14 protein-coding genes and 1 other annotated feature are annotated in these 16773 nt (G+C 44.6%); of the genes, 11 read left to right on the top strand and 3 right to left on the bottom strand.

Translation table 11 applies throughout. The features are described 5' to 3' along the window. Positions 1-33 precede the first annotated feature (33 nt). The 8 genes from clpP (at position 34) to DS742_RS16835 (ending at position 8705) form a co-directional block, all read left to right on the top strand. Positions 34-654, top strand: coding sequence for an ATP-dependent Clp endopeptidase proteolytic subunit ClpP (gene clpP / locus DS742_RS16870; RefSeq protein ID WP_278336074.1), 621 nt, complete (start codon positions 34-36; stop codon positions 652-654). 89 nt (positions 655-743) lie between these two features. Then, entirely contained in the window at positions 744-2045 is a 1302-nt protein-coding gene (gene clpX, locus DS742_RS16865; protein ID WP_117418151.1) for an ATP-dependent Clp protease ATP-binding subunit ClpX, read from the top strand. Positions 2046-2123: 78 nt separating this feature from the next. After that, entirely contained in the window at positions 2124-4442 is a 2319-nt protein-coding gene (lon, locus tag DS742_RS16860; protein WP_117418150.1) for an endopeptidase La, read from the top strand. A gap of 12 nt (positions 4443-4454) precedes the next feature. Next, positions 4455-5054 carry a ribosome biogenesis GTP-binding protein YihA/YsxC gene (gene yihA, locus DS742_RS16855; RefSeq protein WP_117418149.1) on the top strand — a complete coding sequence of 200 codons (600 nt, stop codon included), beginning with the start codon at positions 4455-4457 and terminating at the stop codon, positions 5052-5054. Positions 5055-5121: 67 nt separating this feature from the next. After that, a complete protein-coding gene (locus DS742_RS16850; protein ID WP_117418148.1) occupies positions 5122-6000 on the top strand; it encodes a transporter substrate-binding domain-containing protein in 879 nt (292 codons plus the stop codon). 105 nt (positions 6001-6105) lie between these two features. Next, on the top strand, positions 6106-6900 hold the full coding sequence (locus tag DS742_RS16845) for an amino acid ABC transporter permease (protein ID WP_170313497.1): 795 nt from the start codon (positions 6106-6108) through the stop codon (positions 6898-6900). Further along, positions 6901-7644, top strand: coding sequence for an amino acid ABC transporter ATP-binding protein (locus DS742_RS16840; protein WP_117418146.1), 744 nt, complete (start codon positions 6901-6903; stop codon positions 7642-7644). It abuts the gene before it with no gap. Between the two features lie 107 nt (positions 7645-7751). Further along, a complete protein-coding gene (locus tag DS742_RS16835) occupies positions 7752-8705 on the top strand; it encodes a D-2-hydroxyacid dehydrogenase (protein WP_117418145.1) in 954 nt (317 codons plus the stop codon). A gap of 37 nt (positions 8706-8742) precedes the next feature. Here DS742_RS16835 and DS742_RS16830 read toward each other — a convergent pair whose 3' ends face one another. From DS742_RS16830 to DS742_RS16820, 3 genes are read right to left on the bottom strand one after another with little or no spacing between them, the layout of a single operon-like run. Then, positions 8743-8964: a hypothetical protein gene (locus DS742_RS16830; RefSeq protein WP_117418144.1), complete on the bottom strand. Its 222-nt coding sequence runs from the start codon at positions 8962-8964 to the stop codon at positions 8743-8745. A 37-nt stretch (positions 8965-9001) separates the two neighbouring features. Continuing rightward, positions 9002-9526 carry a DUF4364 family protein gene (locus DS742_RS16825; RefSeq protein ID WP_117418143.1) on the bottom strand — a complete coding sequence of 175 codons (525 nt, stop codon included), beginning with the start codon at positions 9524-9526 and terminating at the stop codon, positions 9002-9004. A 21-nt stretch (positions 9527-9547) separates the two neighbouring features. Next, positions 9548-10699, bottom strand: a complete 1152-nt coding sequence (locus DS742_RS16820) for an NAD(P)-dependent malic enzyme (protein WP_117418142.1) — start codon at positions 10697-10699, stop codon at positions 9548-9550. 143 nt (positions 10700-10842) lie between these two features. On the opposite strand from DS742_RS16820, the gene DS742_RS16815 reads away from it, so the two are divergent. From DS742_RS16815 to DS742_RS16805, 3 genes are read left to right on the top strand one after another with little or no spacing between them, the layout of a single operon-like run. Continuing rightward, positions 10843-14415, top strand: coding sequence for a DUF5717 family protein (locus DS742_RS16815; RefSeq protein WP_117418141.1), 3573 nt, complete (start codon positions 10843-10845; stop codon positions 14413-14415). 15 nt (positions 14416-14430) lie between these two features. Continuing rightward, positions 14431-15654 carry a DUF5716 family protein gene (locus DS742_RS16810; RefSeq protein WP_117418140.1) on the top strand — a complete coding sequence of 408 codons (1224 nt, stop codon included), beginning with the start codon at positions 14431-14433 and terminating at the stop codon, positions 15652-15654. Beyond that, complete coding sequence (locus DS742_RS16805) at positions 15651-16466, top strand: tetratricopeptide repeat protein (protein ID WP_117418139.1); 816 nt, start codon at positions 15651-15653, stop codon at positions 16464-16466. Before DS742_RS16810 ends, DS742_RS16805 begins: the two co-directional genes overlap by 4 nt. A gap of 39 nt (positions 16467-16505) precedes the next feature. Beyond that, positions 16506-16725 (top strand) — a binding site (T-box leader). The last annotated feature ends 48 nt before the right edge of the window (positions 16726-16773 follow it).

Below are 16773 nucleotides of genomic sequence, written 5' to 3'. Positions count from 1 at the left end.
ATTCCAGACATCCTGTCCGGAGTCTATTCGGTTTTGAGTGAGCAAGAACAGACAGGAGGAAGAAAGATGAGTTTAGTACCTTATGTCATTGAATCAACCAGTAAGGGGGAACGCTCTTACGATATTTATTCCAGACTTTTAAAAGAGAGAATTATTTTTCTCGGTGAAGAAGTGTCTGATGTTTCAGCAAGCCTTATTGTGGCACAGCTGTTGTTTTTAGAGGCAGAGGATCCCACGAAGGACATCAATCTTTATATTAACAGCCCGGGCGGATCTGTGACTGCCGGCATGGCGATCTATGATACCATGAACTATATCAAATGCGATGTTTCTACTGTCTGCATGGGTATGGCTGCAAGTATGGGGGCATTTCTTTTAGCAGGCGGTGCAAAGGGCAAGCGTTTTGCACTTCCCAATGCGGAAGTCATGATTCACCAGCCTTCCGGCGGAGCGAAAGGTCAGGCAACTGAAATTCGCATCGTTGCAGAGAATATACTGAAGATAAAGAAACGCTTGAATGAAATTATGGCGGCAAACACTGGTCAGCCTTATGAAGTAATTGAACGTGATACAGAACGTGATAATTACATGACTGCTGATGAAGCAAAGGCTTATGGGCTGATTGATAATATTCTCTACAGCCACGACCGCTGATAATGAGCCATTAACAAGGAGCCCCCTTCGGGTATCCCTTTATGCTCAAAAAACGTGAGCCATTAACAAGGAAAGTATGAGGTGTGTATATGCCGGTCAGAACAGACGACAAGATCCGATGCTCTTTTTGCGGGAAAACCCAGGATCAGGTAAAGAAACTGATAGCCGGTTCCAATAATGTCTACATCTGTGATGAGTGCATTGATTTATGTGCGGAGATATTAGAGGAAGAATTCGACGGTCATGATGATGAGGCACCTGATTTCAGTAACATTAATCTGATGAAGCCCAAAGAAATGAAGGCATTTTTGGATGAGTACGTGATTGGTCAGGACGAAGCAAAAAAGGTGTTGTCCGTAGCAGTATATAACCATTATAAGAGAATCACATCCGGTAAAAAAATGGATGTGGATATACAGAAGAGCAATATTCTGATGTTGGGGCCTACCGGTTCCGGTAAAACTTATCTTGCGCAGACTCTGGCTAAGGTTCTTAATGTTCCCTTTGCCATTGCAGATGCCACCGCCCTTACAGAAGCCGGTTATGTTGGTGAAGACGTAGAAAACATCCTTTTAAAATTGATCCAGGCAGCTGAATATGATATCAGCAGAGCTGAATTCGGAATCATTTATATTGATGAGATTGATAAGATCACCAAGAAATCGGAGAATGTGTCAATCACCAGAGATGTTTCAGGTGAAGGTGTTCAGCAGGCTTTGTTAAAGATTCTGGAAGGCACGGTTGCAAGCGTTCCGCCCCAGGGAGGAAGAAAGCATCCCCACCAGGAACTTTTACAGATCAATACCACCAATATTCTGTTTATCTGCGGCGGAGCTTTTGATGGTCTGGAGAAAATCATTGAACGCCGTTTAAGCGCAGGATCCATTGGATTTAATGCGGAAATTGTAGATAAGAACAAAACGGATATTGACGATCTCTTAAAGAAGACCCTGCCACAGGATCTGGTTAAGTTCGGGCTGATTCCTGAATTTATCGGACGCGTTCCCATCACCGTATCGCTGGAACTTTTAGACCGGGAGGCTCTGGTTAAGATTTTATCCGAGCCGAAGAATGCGCTGATTAAGCAATACCAGAAATTGTTTGAGCTGGACGACGTAAAACTGGAACTGACCAGTGAAGCAGTGGAACGGATTGCGGAACTGGCTGTTGAAAGAAAAACCGGTGCCAGAGGTTTACGCTCCATTATGGAAAGCGTTATGATGGATTTGATGTATGAGATACCATCAGACAGCAGCATCGGAATCTGCAGAATCACCAAAGAGGTTGTGGATAAAAACGGAGAGCCGGAGCTGGTTTATCGGGATACGGCAGTTCCCAGAAAATCACTGGCTCAGAAATTGAGAAAAGATAAGACAGGCGAGATCGCATAGATCCCTGCATGAGTCGGGAAGGTGTTACAGCGAATCAATCTGCTGGAACACCTTTTTGAATGCAAAGGAGAGAACCATATGGTAGATAAGACAATTACAATGCCGGTTATTGCCTTAAGGGGTATGACTATTCTACCCAAAATGATGCTGCATTTTGATATCAGCCGGGAGAAATCCATCGCAGCAGTTGAAAAAGCGATGGTAGGAGATCAGAAGGTGTGTCTGGTGACCCAGAGAAATCCTGAAGAATCCGACCCGGGAATGGATGACTTATATCAGGTAGGAACGGTAGCTTTAATCAAACAGCTGGTGAAGCTTCCCAACAACGTCATACGTGTCATGGTGGAAGGACTGGAAAGGACAGAGCTGCTGGCTCTTGATAATGAAGGACCGCTTCTTGTGGGAGAAATCGAAGAATTGCAGGTGCCGGATGATATACTGGATCCGATTACCATACAGGCGATGGCCGAGATCGTAAAAGAAAAGCTGGAAGCCTATGGCAGGGAAAACCAGAGGATTGCCAAGGAAGTGGTGCCTGGGCTGCTGGTTATTCTGGATTTAGGGGAACTTTTAGACCAGGTGGCGGTTCAGCTGTCATGGGATTACCGTATCCGCCAGCAGGTGCTTGAAAGCGTGCTTCTGGAAGAACGATATGCTCTTGTTATGAAACACCTGATTACTGAAATTGAAGTGACTAAGGTAAAAAAAGAATTGCAGTCCCATGTAAAGGAACGGATTGACAAAAATCAGAAGGACTACATTTTAAGAGAGCAGATGAAAGTGATCCGGGAAGAACTGGGCGAGGACAATCCCCTCACTGACAGCGATGAATATGCAAAACGTTTAAAGGCTTTAAAAGCGGATAAAGAGATAAAGGAAAAGATTCAAAAAGAGATTGACCGTTTTAAATCCATGCCAGGAGGAAGTCAGGAAGCCAATGTAGTCCGGATGTATCTGGATACCGTCCTTGATTTCCCGTGGAAGAAGATGTCAAAAGACAATAACAGCATCGTTCATGCGCAGCAGGTACTTGACGAAGAACATTATGGTCTGGAAAAGGTAAAGGAACGGATTCTGGAATACCTTGCAGTCCGCATTCTTACAAAAAAGGGAACCAGTCCTATTATATGTCTGGTTGGACCTCCCGGAACGGGAAAAACTTCAATTGCAAGATCTGTGGCGAAAGCGCTGAATAAAGAATATGTAAGAATCAGTCTGGGTGGAATCCGGGATGAAGCCGAGATCCGGGGACATAGAAAAACCTATGTAGGCGCAATGCCGGGCCGGATTGCAGAGGCCGTCAAACAGGCGGGAGTCAGCAATCCCCTGATGCTTCTTGATGAGATAGACAAGGTCAGCAGTGACTACAGAGGTGATACTTCTTCCGCACTTTTGGAGGTGCTTGACAGCGAGCAGAATGTAAAATTCAGGGATCATTATATTGAACTTCCCATTGATTTATCCAATGTGCTCTTTATTGCAACAGCCAATACCATAACAACGATCCCCGGTCCTCTTCTTGACCGTATGGAAGTAATTGAAATAAACAGCTATACGGAGAATGAAAAATTCCATATTGCCAAAAACTATCTGGTGAAAAAGCAGCAGGAAAGAAACGGTCTCATGGGAAAACCGGTTACCATAACGGATCATGCCCTTGAAAAGGTCATTCACAACTATACAAGAGAAGCCGGAGTCAGAAATTTAGAGAGGCGGATCGGTGCCGTTTTCAGAAAAGCAGCAAGAGAATTCCTGGAAGATAAAAACCGGATAATTGAAATAACAGAAAATGAGCTGGAGAAATACTTAGGGAAAGAAAAAGTATCCTATGACAATGTCAATGAAGAAGACCAGGTGGGGATTGTAAGAGGCCTTGCATGGACCAGTGTAGGGGGAGATACCCTGCAGATTGAAGTAAATGTAATGCCTGGGAAAGGCACTCTTCAGATGACAGGGCAGATGGGAGACGTTATGAAGGAGTCTGCACAGACTGCTTTAAGCTATGTCAGATCCGTAGGACCGGAGTATAAAGTACCGGACGACTATTTTGAGAAGCACGATATTCATCTGCATATACCGGAGGGAGCAGTACCAAAGGATGGGCCGTCTGCAGGAATTACCATGGCAACTGCCATGCTTTCTGCCGCTACAAACCAGAAGGTAAGTGCAACAGTCGCCATGACAGGGGAAATAACCTTAAGAGGCAGGGTTCTTCCAGTCGGAGGCTTAAAGGAGAAAATACTGGCAGCACGCATGGCTCGTGTAAAAAAGGTTCTGGTTCCGGATAAAAACCGCCCGGACATTGCAGAATTATCGGAAGAGATAACAGAAGGCCTTACAATTGTGTTCGTAAAGGAAATGCCGGAAGTATTAAAAGAGGCTTTCGTCCAGGAATAGAAAGGAAATCATATGATTATTAAAACCGTGGAACTGGAGACTGTATGCGGCATTACCAGCAAACTCCCGGAAAACACAAAACCGGAATTTGCATTTGCCGGCAAGTCCAATGTTGGGAAATCCTCTCTCATCAATGCCCTTATGAACCGGAAGTCCTTTGCAAGGACCTCATCTCAACCAGGTAAAACACAGACCATTAATTTCTATAACATGAATGACTCATTCTACTATGTGGATCTTCCCGGCTACGGTTATGCAAAGGTAGCCGTGGAAGTAAAAGCAAAATGGGGAAAGATGATTGAAAATTATCTTCATAAATCCCCGATGTTAAAATGTGTATTTTTACTGATTGATATCCGTCACGAGCCTTCCGACAATGACAAAACCATGTATGACTGGATTGTTAACAATGGGTATCAGCCGGTTATTATTGCCACGAAGCTGGATAAGCTGAAGCGGAGCCAGGTAGCAAAAGCATTAAAGGTGGTGCGTACCGGGCTGGGGATCGGACCGGAAGTAACCGTAATTCCATTTTCTGCAGAGACCAAACAGGGCAGAGAAGAAATCTGGGACTTGATTGAGGATTCTGTAAATAGTCTTGACAAGGAGTAAAAATCTTTTTATAATGAACCTATTTATTACATAGAGTTCATTAAGGAAGAAAGAGGAGAAAACAGTTATGAAAAAAACTATGAAGAAAATTGTATCAACTCTCATGGCGGCAGCTCTGGCAGCGGCGGCATTAACTGCCTGTTCAGGCGGAAACTCCACAGCAGGCACTTCTGGTGCAGGAAAAGAAGCAGGAGACAAGAAAGTATTAAAAGTTGCCATGGAGTGCAGCTATGCCCCTTACAACTGGACTCAGCCAACCGATGCCAACGGAGCGGTGAAGATTTCAGGAAGCTCTGATTTTGCATACGGTTACGATGTAATGATGGCGAAAAAGATTGCGGACGAGCTTGGCTATAGTCTGGAAATTGTGAAGCTGGACTGGGATTCATTAGTACCTGCTGTACAGTCGGGTAAGGTTGACTGTGTTATCGCAGGTCAATCCATCACTGCAGAACGTATGCAGTCCGTTGATTTTACAGATCCATACTATTTCGCTACCATCGTAGCTTTAGTAAAAGCCGGCGGCAAGTATGAGAATGCAAAAAGTGTTGCTGACTTAAAGGGCGCAGTTGCGACCTCCCAGTTAAACACCATCTGGTATGATAACTGTCTTCCCCAGATTCCGGAAGCAGACATTCAGCCGGCACAGGAATCCGCTCCGGCCATGCTTGTTTCTTTAAATTCCGGAAGATGTGACGTAGTAGTAACAGATAAGCCAACCGGTCAGGCTGCACTGATTGCATATCCTGATTTCAAACTTCTTGATTTCACCGGTACAGACGGGGAGTTCAAGGTATCTGATGAAGACATTAACATCGGTGTTTCTGTTAAAAAAGGCAATGCTGAATTAAAGGATGCCATCAACGGAGTGCTGAAAAAAATGACCAAGGATGATTTTAATAAGATGATGGAAGAGGCGATCAGTGTTCAGCCGCTTTCAAAGTAATAAAGGATAAAAAGAATCAGGGCTTGCAGGCACGGGATAAGCGTTTTTCCGTGCCCCTTGTTCTGTTTTAACGAAGCTGTGAAAGGGAGAAGGTAGTATATGTCTTTGCCGTCAGATTTTTTTGGAAGAATCGTATTTATACTGCAAAATTATGGCCCGTCCTTTTTAGCAGGGGCCGGCAAAACAATGGCAATCGCCGTTTTAGGTACATTGATCGGCTGTGTGATTGGCTTTGCTGTGGGAATTATTCAGACAACCCCGGAATCAAAGCAGGATAACCTGTTAAAAAAGGTACTGGTTAAAGGAATCAAATTTATTTTAAATGTCTATGTGGAAGTATTCCGCGGAACCCCTATGATGGTTCAGGCCATGTTTATTTTTTATGGATCCTCCGCCCTCTTTGGAATTAATATGTCCATTGTATTTGCCTCCTATTTTATTGTCTCCATCAATACCGGAGCCTATATGGCAGAGACTGTCAGAGGAGGAATTCTTTCCATTGATCCCGGTCAGACAGAAGGAGCGAAGGCCATTGGTATGACCCATTACCAGACGATGTTGAATGTTATCATGCCACAGGCGCTGCGTAACATCATGCCACAGATCGGCAATAACTTAATCATCAATATTAAGGATACGTGTGTGCTTTCTGTCATCGGCGTCGTGGAGCTGTTTTACGCGACTAAGGGTGTGGCAGGAGCTTACTATACCTATTTTGAAGCATTTACCATTACCATGGTAATTTACTTTGTCCTGACCTTTACCTGTTCCAGAATTCTCCGCCACTGGGAGAAAAAGATGGATGGACCCGACAGCTACGATCTGGCGACCACAGATACGTTAGCTTATACCAGCGGAATGGTGAAATTTCCGGATCCGAAAGAGAAGGAGGGTAAATAAATGGCTGATAGCAATGTGTTGAAAATTCGTCATTTAAGTAAGACATTTGGAACCAATGTGGTTTTAAGGGATATTGATTTCAATGTAAATGCAGGAGATGTGACCTGCATTATCGGAGCATCCGGCTCCGGAAAGTCCACTCTTTTACGCTGTATCAATCTTTTGGAAACCCCAACTACCGGTGAGATTTTATATCATGATGTGGATATTACTGACAGGAAGATGAACGTGCCTGAATACCGGACCAAAGTCGGTATGGTGTTTCAGAACTTTAATCTCTTTAATAACATGACCGTACTGGACAACTGTATGGTAGGCCAGGTGAAGGTTTTAAAGAAGGATAAGGAAGAAGCGAAAAAGACGGCGATGATGTTTTTGGAGAAGGTTGGAATGGCTCCTTATATCAACGCCAAACCAAGGCAGCTCTCAGGCGGACAGAAGCAGAGAGTGGCAATTGCCAGAGCGCTTGCCATGGAACCGGAGGTTCTTTTGTTTGATGAGCCGACTTCCGCTCTGGATCCCCAGATGGTTGGAGAGGTTCTTGCAGTTATGAGAACACTTGCAAAAGAAGGTCTTACCATGATCATTGTAACGCATGAGATGGCATTTGCAAGAGATGTGTCCAACCACGTGGTTTATATGGCAGGAGGCGTGATTGAAGAAGAGGGTGCACCGGCCGATATATTCGGAAATCCCCGGAAAAACTCAACAAAGGAATTCTTAACCCGGTTTATGCAGGGATAGAAGAAGACGGAGCTGTTGCAAAATGACTGAAAGATCAGTTGTGGAGCAGGCTCCTTTTTGATATACTGGTAGATAAAAAAAGAAGGATTGACTGAAAGGAGGTTCTTATGAAACTGGTATTTATGGAAACCGATACTCTGGGAGATGATGTGGACTATTCCCCGTTTTATGCTCTTGGAGAAGTGGTGAAATATAACAAATCGGAGCCTGAGTACAATCAGGAACGGGTCAGGGATGCGGATATCATTATAGTAAATAAGATCCCCATGAATGAAGAAACACTGAAATATGCAGAACATGTGAAGCTGATCTGCCTCACAGCCACCGGGACCAATACCGTTGATTTTGATTATGTGAGAAGTAGAAACATAGCAGTCACCAATGTGAAGGGCTATTCCACCCGGTCTGTCGTTCAGCACACCTTTGCATTGCTGTTTTATGTCTATGAGAAGCTTGCATATTATGATCAGTTTGTAAAATCAGGTGAATATGCAGTCAGTGATATATTCAGCAGATTTGATATGAAATTCAATGAACTTTACGGAAAGACCTGGGGAATAATCGGACTTGGAGAGATTGGCAGAGGGGTGGCCCGGGTGGCAGAAGCCTTCGGATGCAGAGTGGTTTATTACTCCACCTCCGGTAAAAATACCAATTCCAGCTGGGAACGTGTGGATTTTGATGTATTGTTAAATGAGTCGGATATTATATCCATTCATGCCCCGTTAAATTCTGCTACAGAATATTTAATTGATGAAGATGCGTTAAAAAAGATGAAAAAATCTGCGGTACTGCTGAATCTGGGCAGGGGAAATATCATCAGGGAAGAGGCTCTTTTAAAAGCTCTGGAAACCGGAGAGATCGGGGGAGCAGGGCTGGATGTAATCAGTGCAGAGCCCATGCTGCCGGATAATCCTCTTTTGGGAATGAAAGACAGTACAAAACTGATTATTACTCCCCATATCGCATGGGCCACGGTAGAGGCCAGAAGACGGTGTCTTTGTGAGGTATACGAAAACATCGTCTCTTACCTGCGGGGAGAGGAAAGAAATATTGTATAACACAAAAAAAGGCGGCTTAAAAGGCCGCCTTATGTGATCAGTCTTTCGGAAGCGGACGGGTAAAAAGTTTCCTTATCTTGATCTGTATGAAGGTACGGAGAACTTCGGCACCCAGCACCAGAATTAAAAATGGAAGAATAACAGTGAGAAACAATTTTGCTTTTAACCGGAACATCTTCTTTTTGTGCTGCAGCTTCAAAGACTTATAATGGTCAGAAACAGAGTGATACCATGTTTTTTTAACCGGAACTTTCTTCAAACGAATTCCCCCTTAATCATATCTGCTGACAGGAATTTTACGATCCGCTCATTAATGATTTCATGGCAAATGCATAAATTTCCTGGCTTTTTAATTTCCAGTGGTCACACATGATTTCTGCCTGATCCTTATCGGGAACGGACAGTTCCAGATTAATGAGACAGTTCTTGCCTTCTCTTACCTCGCAGTGAACAATGTAATCCTGGCTTGTGGATTTATAGTAATCTGCTGTCACGCCCACTTCATTGCGGAGACGGAACTTGTTTTCTTTCAAATATTCATCCATGTCATGGACAATAGCAGGTGAAATCTTATTGCCGAAGAATGAGAGAGTCTCCTCCCCTTCTCTTGTAATATCGTACCGGCTGCTGTTGTGATTGGTCTCCACATGCAGCAGTCTTGCCTCTAACAGTTCATTCAATGCCTGATTCAATGTAAAATATGTGGTATATTCATGCTCCAGAAAAAAGTTAGATAATTGTGCACTGGTCAGGGGGAAGTTAACCTGCTTCAACATGTATAGAATCATCAGCTTATATAGTGTCATGGGTTCTGAGAGCATTGGATAACCTCCATCTTTTTATTACCGGATATGGTCTTTCACCGCCCGGCTGACAACATCTGCCACACGGGGATCAAAAGCCTCAGGCAGGATATTGTCTTCATTTATTGCGGAAGGTGCTACCAGGCCTGCGATGGCCTCTGCAGCAGCAAGCTTCATCTCTTCTGTAATGGCAGCAGCTCTTCTCTCCAGCGCACCTTTAAAAATACCTGGGAAGACAACTACGTTATTCACCTGATTCGGGAAATCAGATCTTCCTGTACCAACGACCCTGGCTCCTGCCTTTTTCGCCAGATCCGGCATGATCTCCGGGACCGGATTAGCCATGGCAAAGAGAATGGAATCAGAATTCATGGAAGAAACCATCTCCTCTGTTACAATTCCGGGAGCTGAGACTCCGATGAAGATATCGGCATCTTTCATGGCGTCGGCAAGACTTCCTGTCTGGCCTTCTAAATTAGTGGAATCCATCATCTTTTCCTGCATCCAGTTTAAACCTTCCATTCCCTTAAAAAGAATTCCTGCCCGGTCACAGAGGACGATATGCAAAAATCCGTAAGACAGCAGAAGTCTGGTGATGGCAATGCCGGCGGAGCCTGCACCGTTTACTACCACGCGGCAGTCCTCTTTCTTTTTCCCTGTCACTTTCAGCGCATTGATGACTCCTGCAAGGACTACGATTGCAGTACCATGCTGGTCATCATGAAAGACTGGAATGGTAAGGAGCTTCTTTAACCGCTCTTCAATCTCAAAGCATCTGGGTGCAGATATGTCTTCAAGATTAATTCCGCCAAAAGCAGGGGCAATGGCAGTGACGGTCTTAATAATCTCTTCCGTATCCTGGGTGTCCAGGCAGATGGGAATGGCATTGACCCCGCCGAATTCTTTAAATAATACTGCTTTGCCTTCCATCACAGGCATGGCGGCAAGAGGGCCGATGTTTCCAAGGCCTAAAACAGCGCTGCCGTCGGATACAACAGCGATGGTGTTGGATTTGATGGTATATTGATAGGCGGCTTCAGGATTATCCGCGATTACCCTGCAGGGCTCCGCTACTCCGGGGGTATATGCAAGGGCTAAATCTTCCCTGCTTTTTACTGCTGCCTTGGAAGTTATTTCCAGCTTTCCGCCCCATTTCTCATGTAGCAATAATGCTTTCTCGTTGGTCGTCATAATGAGTTTGTCCTTTTTTTCAACAGTTTTTATTTATCATACCAATTTTAGGGTTTTAAATCAATAGAAAATATGTTAGAATATAGAGTAATTCAAATGAAGCATACGAAAAACATAAGGAAATTGAAGATACAGGTGGTACTATGAGAGAACGAATCAACAGGCTGGCAAAGGGCATCATTGATTCAGAGATTCCAAAGATAAAGGTTACCCCATCAGGAATTGATGATGTGGTGCGTTCGGGCGGAGCCACGAGACGGGAACTTGTCGTTACCAGTGAGAATAACCTGCACATAAAAGGACTTGCATATTCCTCTAACTACCGCGTTCGGATGATAAGCGGATCGTTTGGGGGTACATACAATCATCTTGTCTATGAGATTAACGGAAGTTTCATGGAAGACGGAGATGTGATTAAGGGATCTTTTTATCTGGTTACCAATGGCGGCGAGAAAGAAGTCCCTTATTCGTTTCGTGTAGAGCTTGGCACGTCAGGGAAGGCACTGAGTGATTTAACGACAGCAGAGAATTTTGCAGATACTGCAAAAAAAGATATGGATACGGCTCTTCGTTTGTTTGAGTACCGCGATTTTGTTACGGCTCCGTTTATGAATGATCTTCATGTAAGAGCAATTTATGACGGATTAAAGGGCAGGCCTGACAGAAGAAAGGAACTGGAAGAGTTTCTTGTGGCTTTAAAGGTAAAAAAGCCGGTGGAGTTGTCGGTGGATACCGGAGAGCGCAGATATGGAGAACTGGAGGAGGCTGCCAGGGACTGGATCGAGATCAGACGAAGCTGCTGGGGCTGCATCAGCCTGGAAGTGACAACAGACTGTGATTTTATAGAACTGCCAAAGAAAACCATTGGCGAACAGGATTTTGAAGATGATATATGTAAGCTGCCTTTTGTGGTACACCCGGAGCGTATGCACCAGGGAGAAAATTATGGCAGAATTCAGATAAACGGAGTGGAAGAGTGTTTCCTGGTACCGGTCATATCGGTAAGCAACCCGGGAGGAGGAATATCGGCGGAGGACGCCTTTGCAAAAGAGGCATTCGGCCGATTTTTGCGGCTTCGCCTGGAGGCGGAGACAGGGAAAGAACGTGCAGAGTCTCTGTGCAGAGAGATGGAGAAGGCACTTGATGAAATCGAACTGATGAAAGGGGAGTCAGGCCTTATAAAGCTGCTTCGTGCAGAATGCTGCCTGTTTGCCGGAGAGAAGTCGAAAGCAGCGCTTTTCCTTGATGAAAGCAGGGATGAGATCCTTTCAGAAAGACAGGAGAAGAAGGAGATCTACTGCTATTACCAGTATCTGCGGCTGGAGATTCAGCCTGATGAGTACCAGCGGGAATCTCTCGTCCGTCTGATGAAAAAATATCTGGAAGAGGATCATCACCTGTTTTATATATTTGGACTTCTTCTAAAAACAGACAGCCGGCTGCTTGAAAATCCGCCGGCATTACTGGCAACACTCAGGCGTCAATACGAAGCAGGGGTAAGAAGCCCATTTTTCTATGTATGGGGCTGCAACGTATTAAACAGTGCGCCGGAGTTAGTGCGGGTTATTGGTCCTGTGGAACTTCAGATCCTGTTTTCTGCTGCGGGGAAAGGGCTCATAGAGAAAAGACTGGCATCACAGATTTGCAGACTTACTCTCGCAGCCAGGCATTATAACCGGCTGCATTACCGGATGCTTTGCAGACTTTATAAAGAGACATCTGAAAAAGAGGTATTAGAGGCCATCTGTTCCCTGCTGATCAAAGGAGAGTGCCGTAATTCAGAAGCTTTTTCCTGGTATGAGAAGGGAATCAGGGCGGGAATCAGCCTGACCAGGCTTTATGAATATTATATTTACGCGCTTCCTAAGAACTACTGCTATCTGCTTCCCAAAGAAGTGCTTCTTTATTTTTCCTACGGAGGCAGTGAACTTGATCTTTACAGCAGAAGTGTTCTTTATAAGAATGTTCTTGTATATTTAGAGCCTTCCGATCCTCTTTATCAGGCTTATGAACGGATAATTGAGAAGTTTGCGACGGAACAGCTCTTTGAATCCAGGATTGACAATTACCTGGCTGCAATCTATGAGCGGATGGTGTTAAAGGAAGTTGTGGATTTATCCATGGCGAAAGTGCTTCCTTCCATTCTGCGTTCCTACCGGGTGGAATGCAGCAATAAAAAAATGAAGTATGTCATTGTCTGTTATGAAGAAATGACGCAGGAAGATGCGTTCCTTTTAGATGACGGCGTAGCCTATGTTCCTCTGTTTTCGGAACACAGCATTCTGCTTTTTCAGGATGCATATGGAAACCGGTACGCCAATATTCCATACAAAAAGGATCCGGTAATGGAGCGGAATGAGCTGGAGGAGAGATGCTTTGAACTGTATCCGGAGCATTCCATGCTTCGCCTTCGTGTCTGTGATGAGATTCTGGCCCGCGGTGCGAAAGATGCCAAAGAGGTGGGGATTCTGGAAAGCACACTGGAGGATCCAAATCTGCGTCCCTATTATCAGAAGCTTTTGTTATCCAGAGTCATTGAATATTATCAAAAGCAGGCAGAAACTGCGCCGGGAGAGGGAGCCGGAGCCGGTTACTTACTGAAACTTGATAAGAAGGTTCTTACCAGGCAGGAGCGGGCAGGTGTCTGTGATACGCTGATTCACAACAATTACATGGAAGAAGCTTACCGGATGATCCGGGATTTCGGCGGGGAAGGAATCAGTTCCAGGCAGCTTCATAAGCTGTGCACGGAGATGATTCTTAAGAATTTATTCCGCGAGGATCCGCTTTTACTGCATCTGGCATATACCGCCTTTTTAGAAGAAGAAAGCGACAGCGTTCTCCTGGATTATCTGTGTGAACATTACAATGGTCTCAGCAGCCAGATGTACCGTATTTTGCTGCAGGGAGTTTCCCTTCATGTGGAGACCTATGATTTAGAAGAGCGGCTGACTGCCCAGATGATGTTCAGCGGCGATATTTCCAGACTGGATAAGGTTTTTCATTTATACCAGAGCAGGAAAGAGCCTGGTGAGAGCATCGTAAAGGCATATTTTACCTTAAAGTGCACGGACTATTTTATGAATGGGAAAGAACCGGAAGAAAAGGTCTTTTCTTATCTGGAAGGAATCCTGCAGGCGGCGTCTCAAAAAGGCCGTTTTCCTACCATCTATTTACTGGCACTGACCAGATATTATTCGGAACTTCCTGCCATTGATGAGAAGCAGGAAGAACTGTTGAAAAGCATGGTATCCCTGCTGATGGAAGAACGCCTGGTATTCCCGTACTACAAAAAGCTGGCTAAGTATATTCCCATGCCTGAGGATGTCATGGATAAGGCGATGATTCAGTACTGCGCAGAACGGGATTCGAAAATTGAACTGGAAATCAGAATACTACCCGATGAGGAAGAGTATCACAGTGAGGATATTACCCGTATGTATCAGGGTGTTTTCGTGAAACAGAAAATATTGTTTGAAGGCGAAATCATGGAATACCGGGTAAAAGAACTGATTGATGAAGAATGGGTATTAAAGGAAGAGGGGAGCGTCGGCTGCGAGGCAGGCGTTGCACCCAAAGATTCGGACAGCAGATATGCCTGCTTAAACGAAATGAGCCTGTCTCTCAATTTAAAGGATGAGACCGGGCTTAAAAAACGGATGCAGGAGTATTTAAAGAAAAATGCTGCTGCGGAAGAAATATTTTCACTGATGTAAGATAAGGGGATGTCAATGGACGGACTGATAATAGGGCTTGATCTGTGTGATGCCTATACCCGGATCTGCTGCCATGACAGAGAAAAATCATGGAGCATTCCTACGGTTATCTGCAAGAAAAAGGATGAAGAAGCCTGGTACATAGGAGAAGAAGCTTATGCCTATACTCTTGTGGGAGAAGGCATCATTGTGGACAAGCTGATAAAGATGGTAAGAAAAGACGGGACTGCAACGCTTGGCGGTACGAAATATGAAGGTCTTGACTTACTAAAATTATTTTTGAAAAAAATCATAAAACTACCCATGGAAGAATTCTTCTGTGAGGAGATTAAACAGCTGGTGATTACCATGCAGAAAGTGGATGGAAAGCTGATGGATGCCCTGATGTATTGTGCAGACTCTCTGGGAATTGAACGGGAGCGGGTTCATATTATCAGCCATACGGAAAGCTTTGTTTACTATGCTCTCAGCCAGAAAAAAGAAGTATGGGGAAACCAGGTGGGAGTATTTGATTTATCTGAGGACTCCTTTCATTACCATGAGCTTAAAGTCCAGAGAGGACTTCGGAAAATGATGGTGATTGCAGAGCATGAGGATTTGGAAGAAAGCTTTAATCTGGATATTCTGGATACGCCTTCCGGCGGAAAGCTGGCGGATAAAATTTTAAGCTCCTGTGCGGACCGGCTATTGCAGAAAAAACTCTTTTCTTCTGTATTTTTAACAGGAAAGGGGTTTGAACGCCATGACTGGGCAAAGGATTCCATGAAAGTGCTCTGTTCCAGAAGAAAGGTTTATATGGAGCCGGAGCTGTTTGCCAGAGGCGCCGCTTTTAAAGGAATGGATTATTTACAGGATAACTCCGCTTATCCATTTATCTGTATCTGCGAAGGCCATCTTCATTCCACTGTTTCCCTGTGTGTGCTTCATAAGGAACGGGAGAGCCAGCTCATAGTGGCAGCAGCAGGTGATAACTGGTATGAGGCGAAAAGCAGCGTGGACTTAATTGTGGACAAACAGGATTATGTGGAATTTATGGTAACACCCATGGATCCCAAGCAAAAGAGACTGGTGAAGATACCTCTGGAGGGATTTCCCAATCGCCCCGACCGGACAACCCGCCTGGGGATCAGTTTTGGATTCCTGGATGAGAAAACCATGGCCGTTGTTTTAAGGGATAAGGGATTTGGAGAACTGTTTCCGGCTACCGATGCAGTCATCAGGCAGGAGGTTATGTTATGAGCCTCATACTGTGCCGGCAGGAACCGGTAAAGCGGCCCTTTTACTTTGAATATCTGGGAATACGGATTTTTTCTTCCCAGGAACTTTGCTATGTGATTTATAATCATCCCCTTCTTGTAATAGACGGATTTATAGATGAAAGTCTTGTGGAATTTATCCGGGAAGATTTAGATATGGCCTTTTTTGCGGCAAAACTTGAAAAATGGCAAAAAAGCGGGGAAGATGAGGATGAGCTTCTGGCTATGATCCTCCATGAATGTGATTATTACAGTGCTGCGGAAGTGGGACGGTTCCGTCAGCAGCTGGCGGCATTTCGCAGGCTGCCGCAGTCAGAACTGTTAAAGGAGAAGGCTGATTTTCTATTCCTGAAAAAACAATACGGAAAAGCAGTATCCATTTATTTAAGAATTCTTGACATGGCAAGAGCAGACAGAGGCAGTGACGGATTTACGGCAAAAGTCTATCATAACTTAGGGGCTGCCTATGCCCGTCTGTTTCTCATGGATAAGGCCTGTAAAGCTTATGAAAAATCATATGACCTTGTTAAAAACGAGGAGGTGCTTAAAAAAATCTGCCACTTAAGCCAGTGGAACCCTTCTGTGACACCGGGAGAGCGCTTTTTAACTCTTATGACGGAAGAATTGAAGCAGATATGCATCAAAGAGCGGGAAATGGCAAATGAAACGGCAGGTAAGGCAAAGAGCCTGCTTGAACTGGAAGACTTATTCCAGAAAGATCCCATTAAGCGTTTCCAGGGAGCGGGAGAGCTGGTTTCTAAGTGGAAGAAGGAATACCGCAATATTATGTCTTGACAAAACGGTGAAAAGCCTCTATCATATACTAGATAACAGGAAAAGGTATGGAAGAAGAGGAGTACGCACATAACCCTGAAAGAGAAAACCGTCCGCTGGCTGAAAGGCGGTTAAGGCAGTGTATGCGGAAGGTAGCTTCGGAACCGGAAGGCTGAATTTTATCATACAGTAAGCTTTCACGCATGGCCCCGTTAAAGGCTCTAAAGATATGGCTGAATCTGCCATAATAAAGGTGGTACCGCGTTTATTCGCCCTTTGTATCTTCGGATGCAGAGGGCTTTTTGTTTTTCCAAAATACTGAACTGAT

This window comes from Lacrimispora amygdalina, assembly GCF_003432035.1.
GTDB classification, from domain to species: Bacteria; Bacillota; Clostridia; order Lachnospirales; family Lachnospiraceae; genus Lacrimispora; species Lacrimispora amygdalina.
This window is presented reverse-complemented; position numbering and strand designations above follow the sequence as displayed.

Coding starts and splice junctions, on each gene's coding strand:
- DS742_RS16810 (WP_117418140.1), top strand. CDS start 14,431: ATGGACGGACTGATAATAGGGCTTGATCTGTGTGATGCCTATACCCGG.
- DS742_RS16850 (WP_117418148.1), top strand. CDS start 5,122: ATGAAAAAAACTATGAAGAAAATTGTATCAACTCTCATGGCGGCAGCT.
- DS742_RS16820 (WP_117418142.1), bottom strand. CDS start 10,699: ATGACGACCAACGAGAAAGCATTATTGCTACATGAGAAATGGGGCGGA.
- DS742_RS16840 (WP_117418146.1), top strand. CDS start 6,901: ATGGCTGATAGCAATGTGTTGAAAATTCGTCATTTAAGTAAGACATTT.
- clpX (WP_117418151.1), top strand. CDS start 744: ATGCCGGTCAGAACAGACGACAAGATCCGATGCTCTTTTTGCGGGAAA.
- DS742_RS16835 (WP_117418145.1), top strand. CDS start 7,752: ATGAAACTGGTATTTATGGAAACCGATACTCTGGGAGATGATGTGGAC.
- DS742_RS16815 (WP_117418141.1), top strand. CDS start 10,843: ATGAGAGAACGAATCAACAGGCTGGCAAAGGGCATCATTGATTCAGAG.
- lon (WP_117418150.1), top strand. CDS start 2,124: ATGGTAGATAAGACAATTACAATGCCGGTTATTGCCTTAAGGGGTATG.
- DS742_RS16805 (WP_117418139.1), top strand. CDS start 15,651: ATGAGCCTCATACTGTGCCGGCAGGAACCGGTAAAGCGGCCCTTTTAC.
- yihA (WP_117418149.1), top strand. CDS start 4,455: ATGATTATTAAAACCGTGGAACTGGAGACTGTATGCGGCATTACCAGC.
- DS742_RS16825 (WP_117418143.1), bottom strand. CDS start 9,526: ATGCTCTCAGAACCCATGACACTATATAAGCTGATGATTCTATACATG.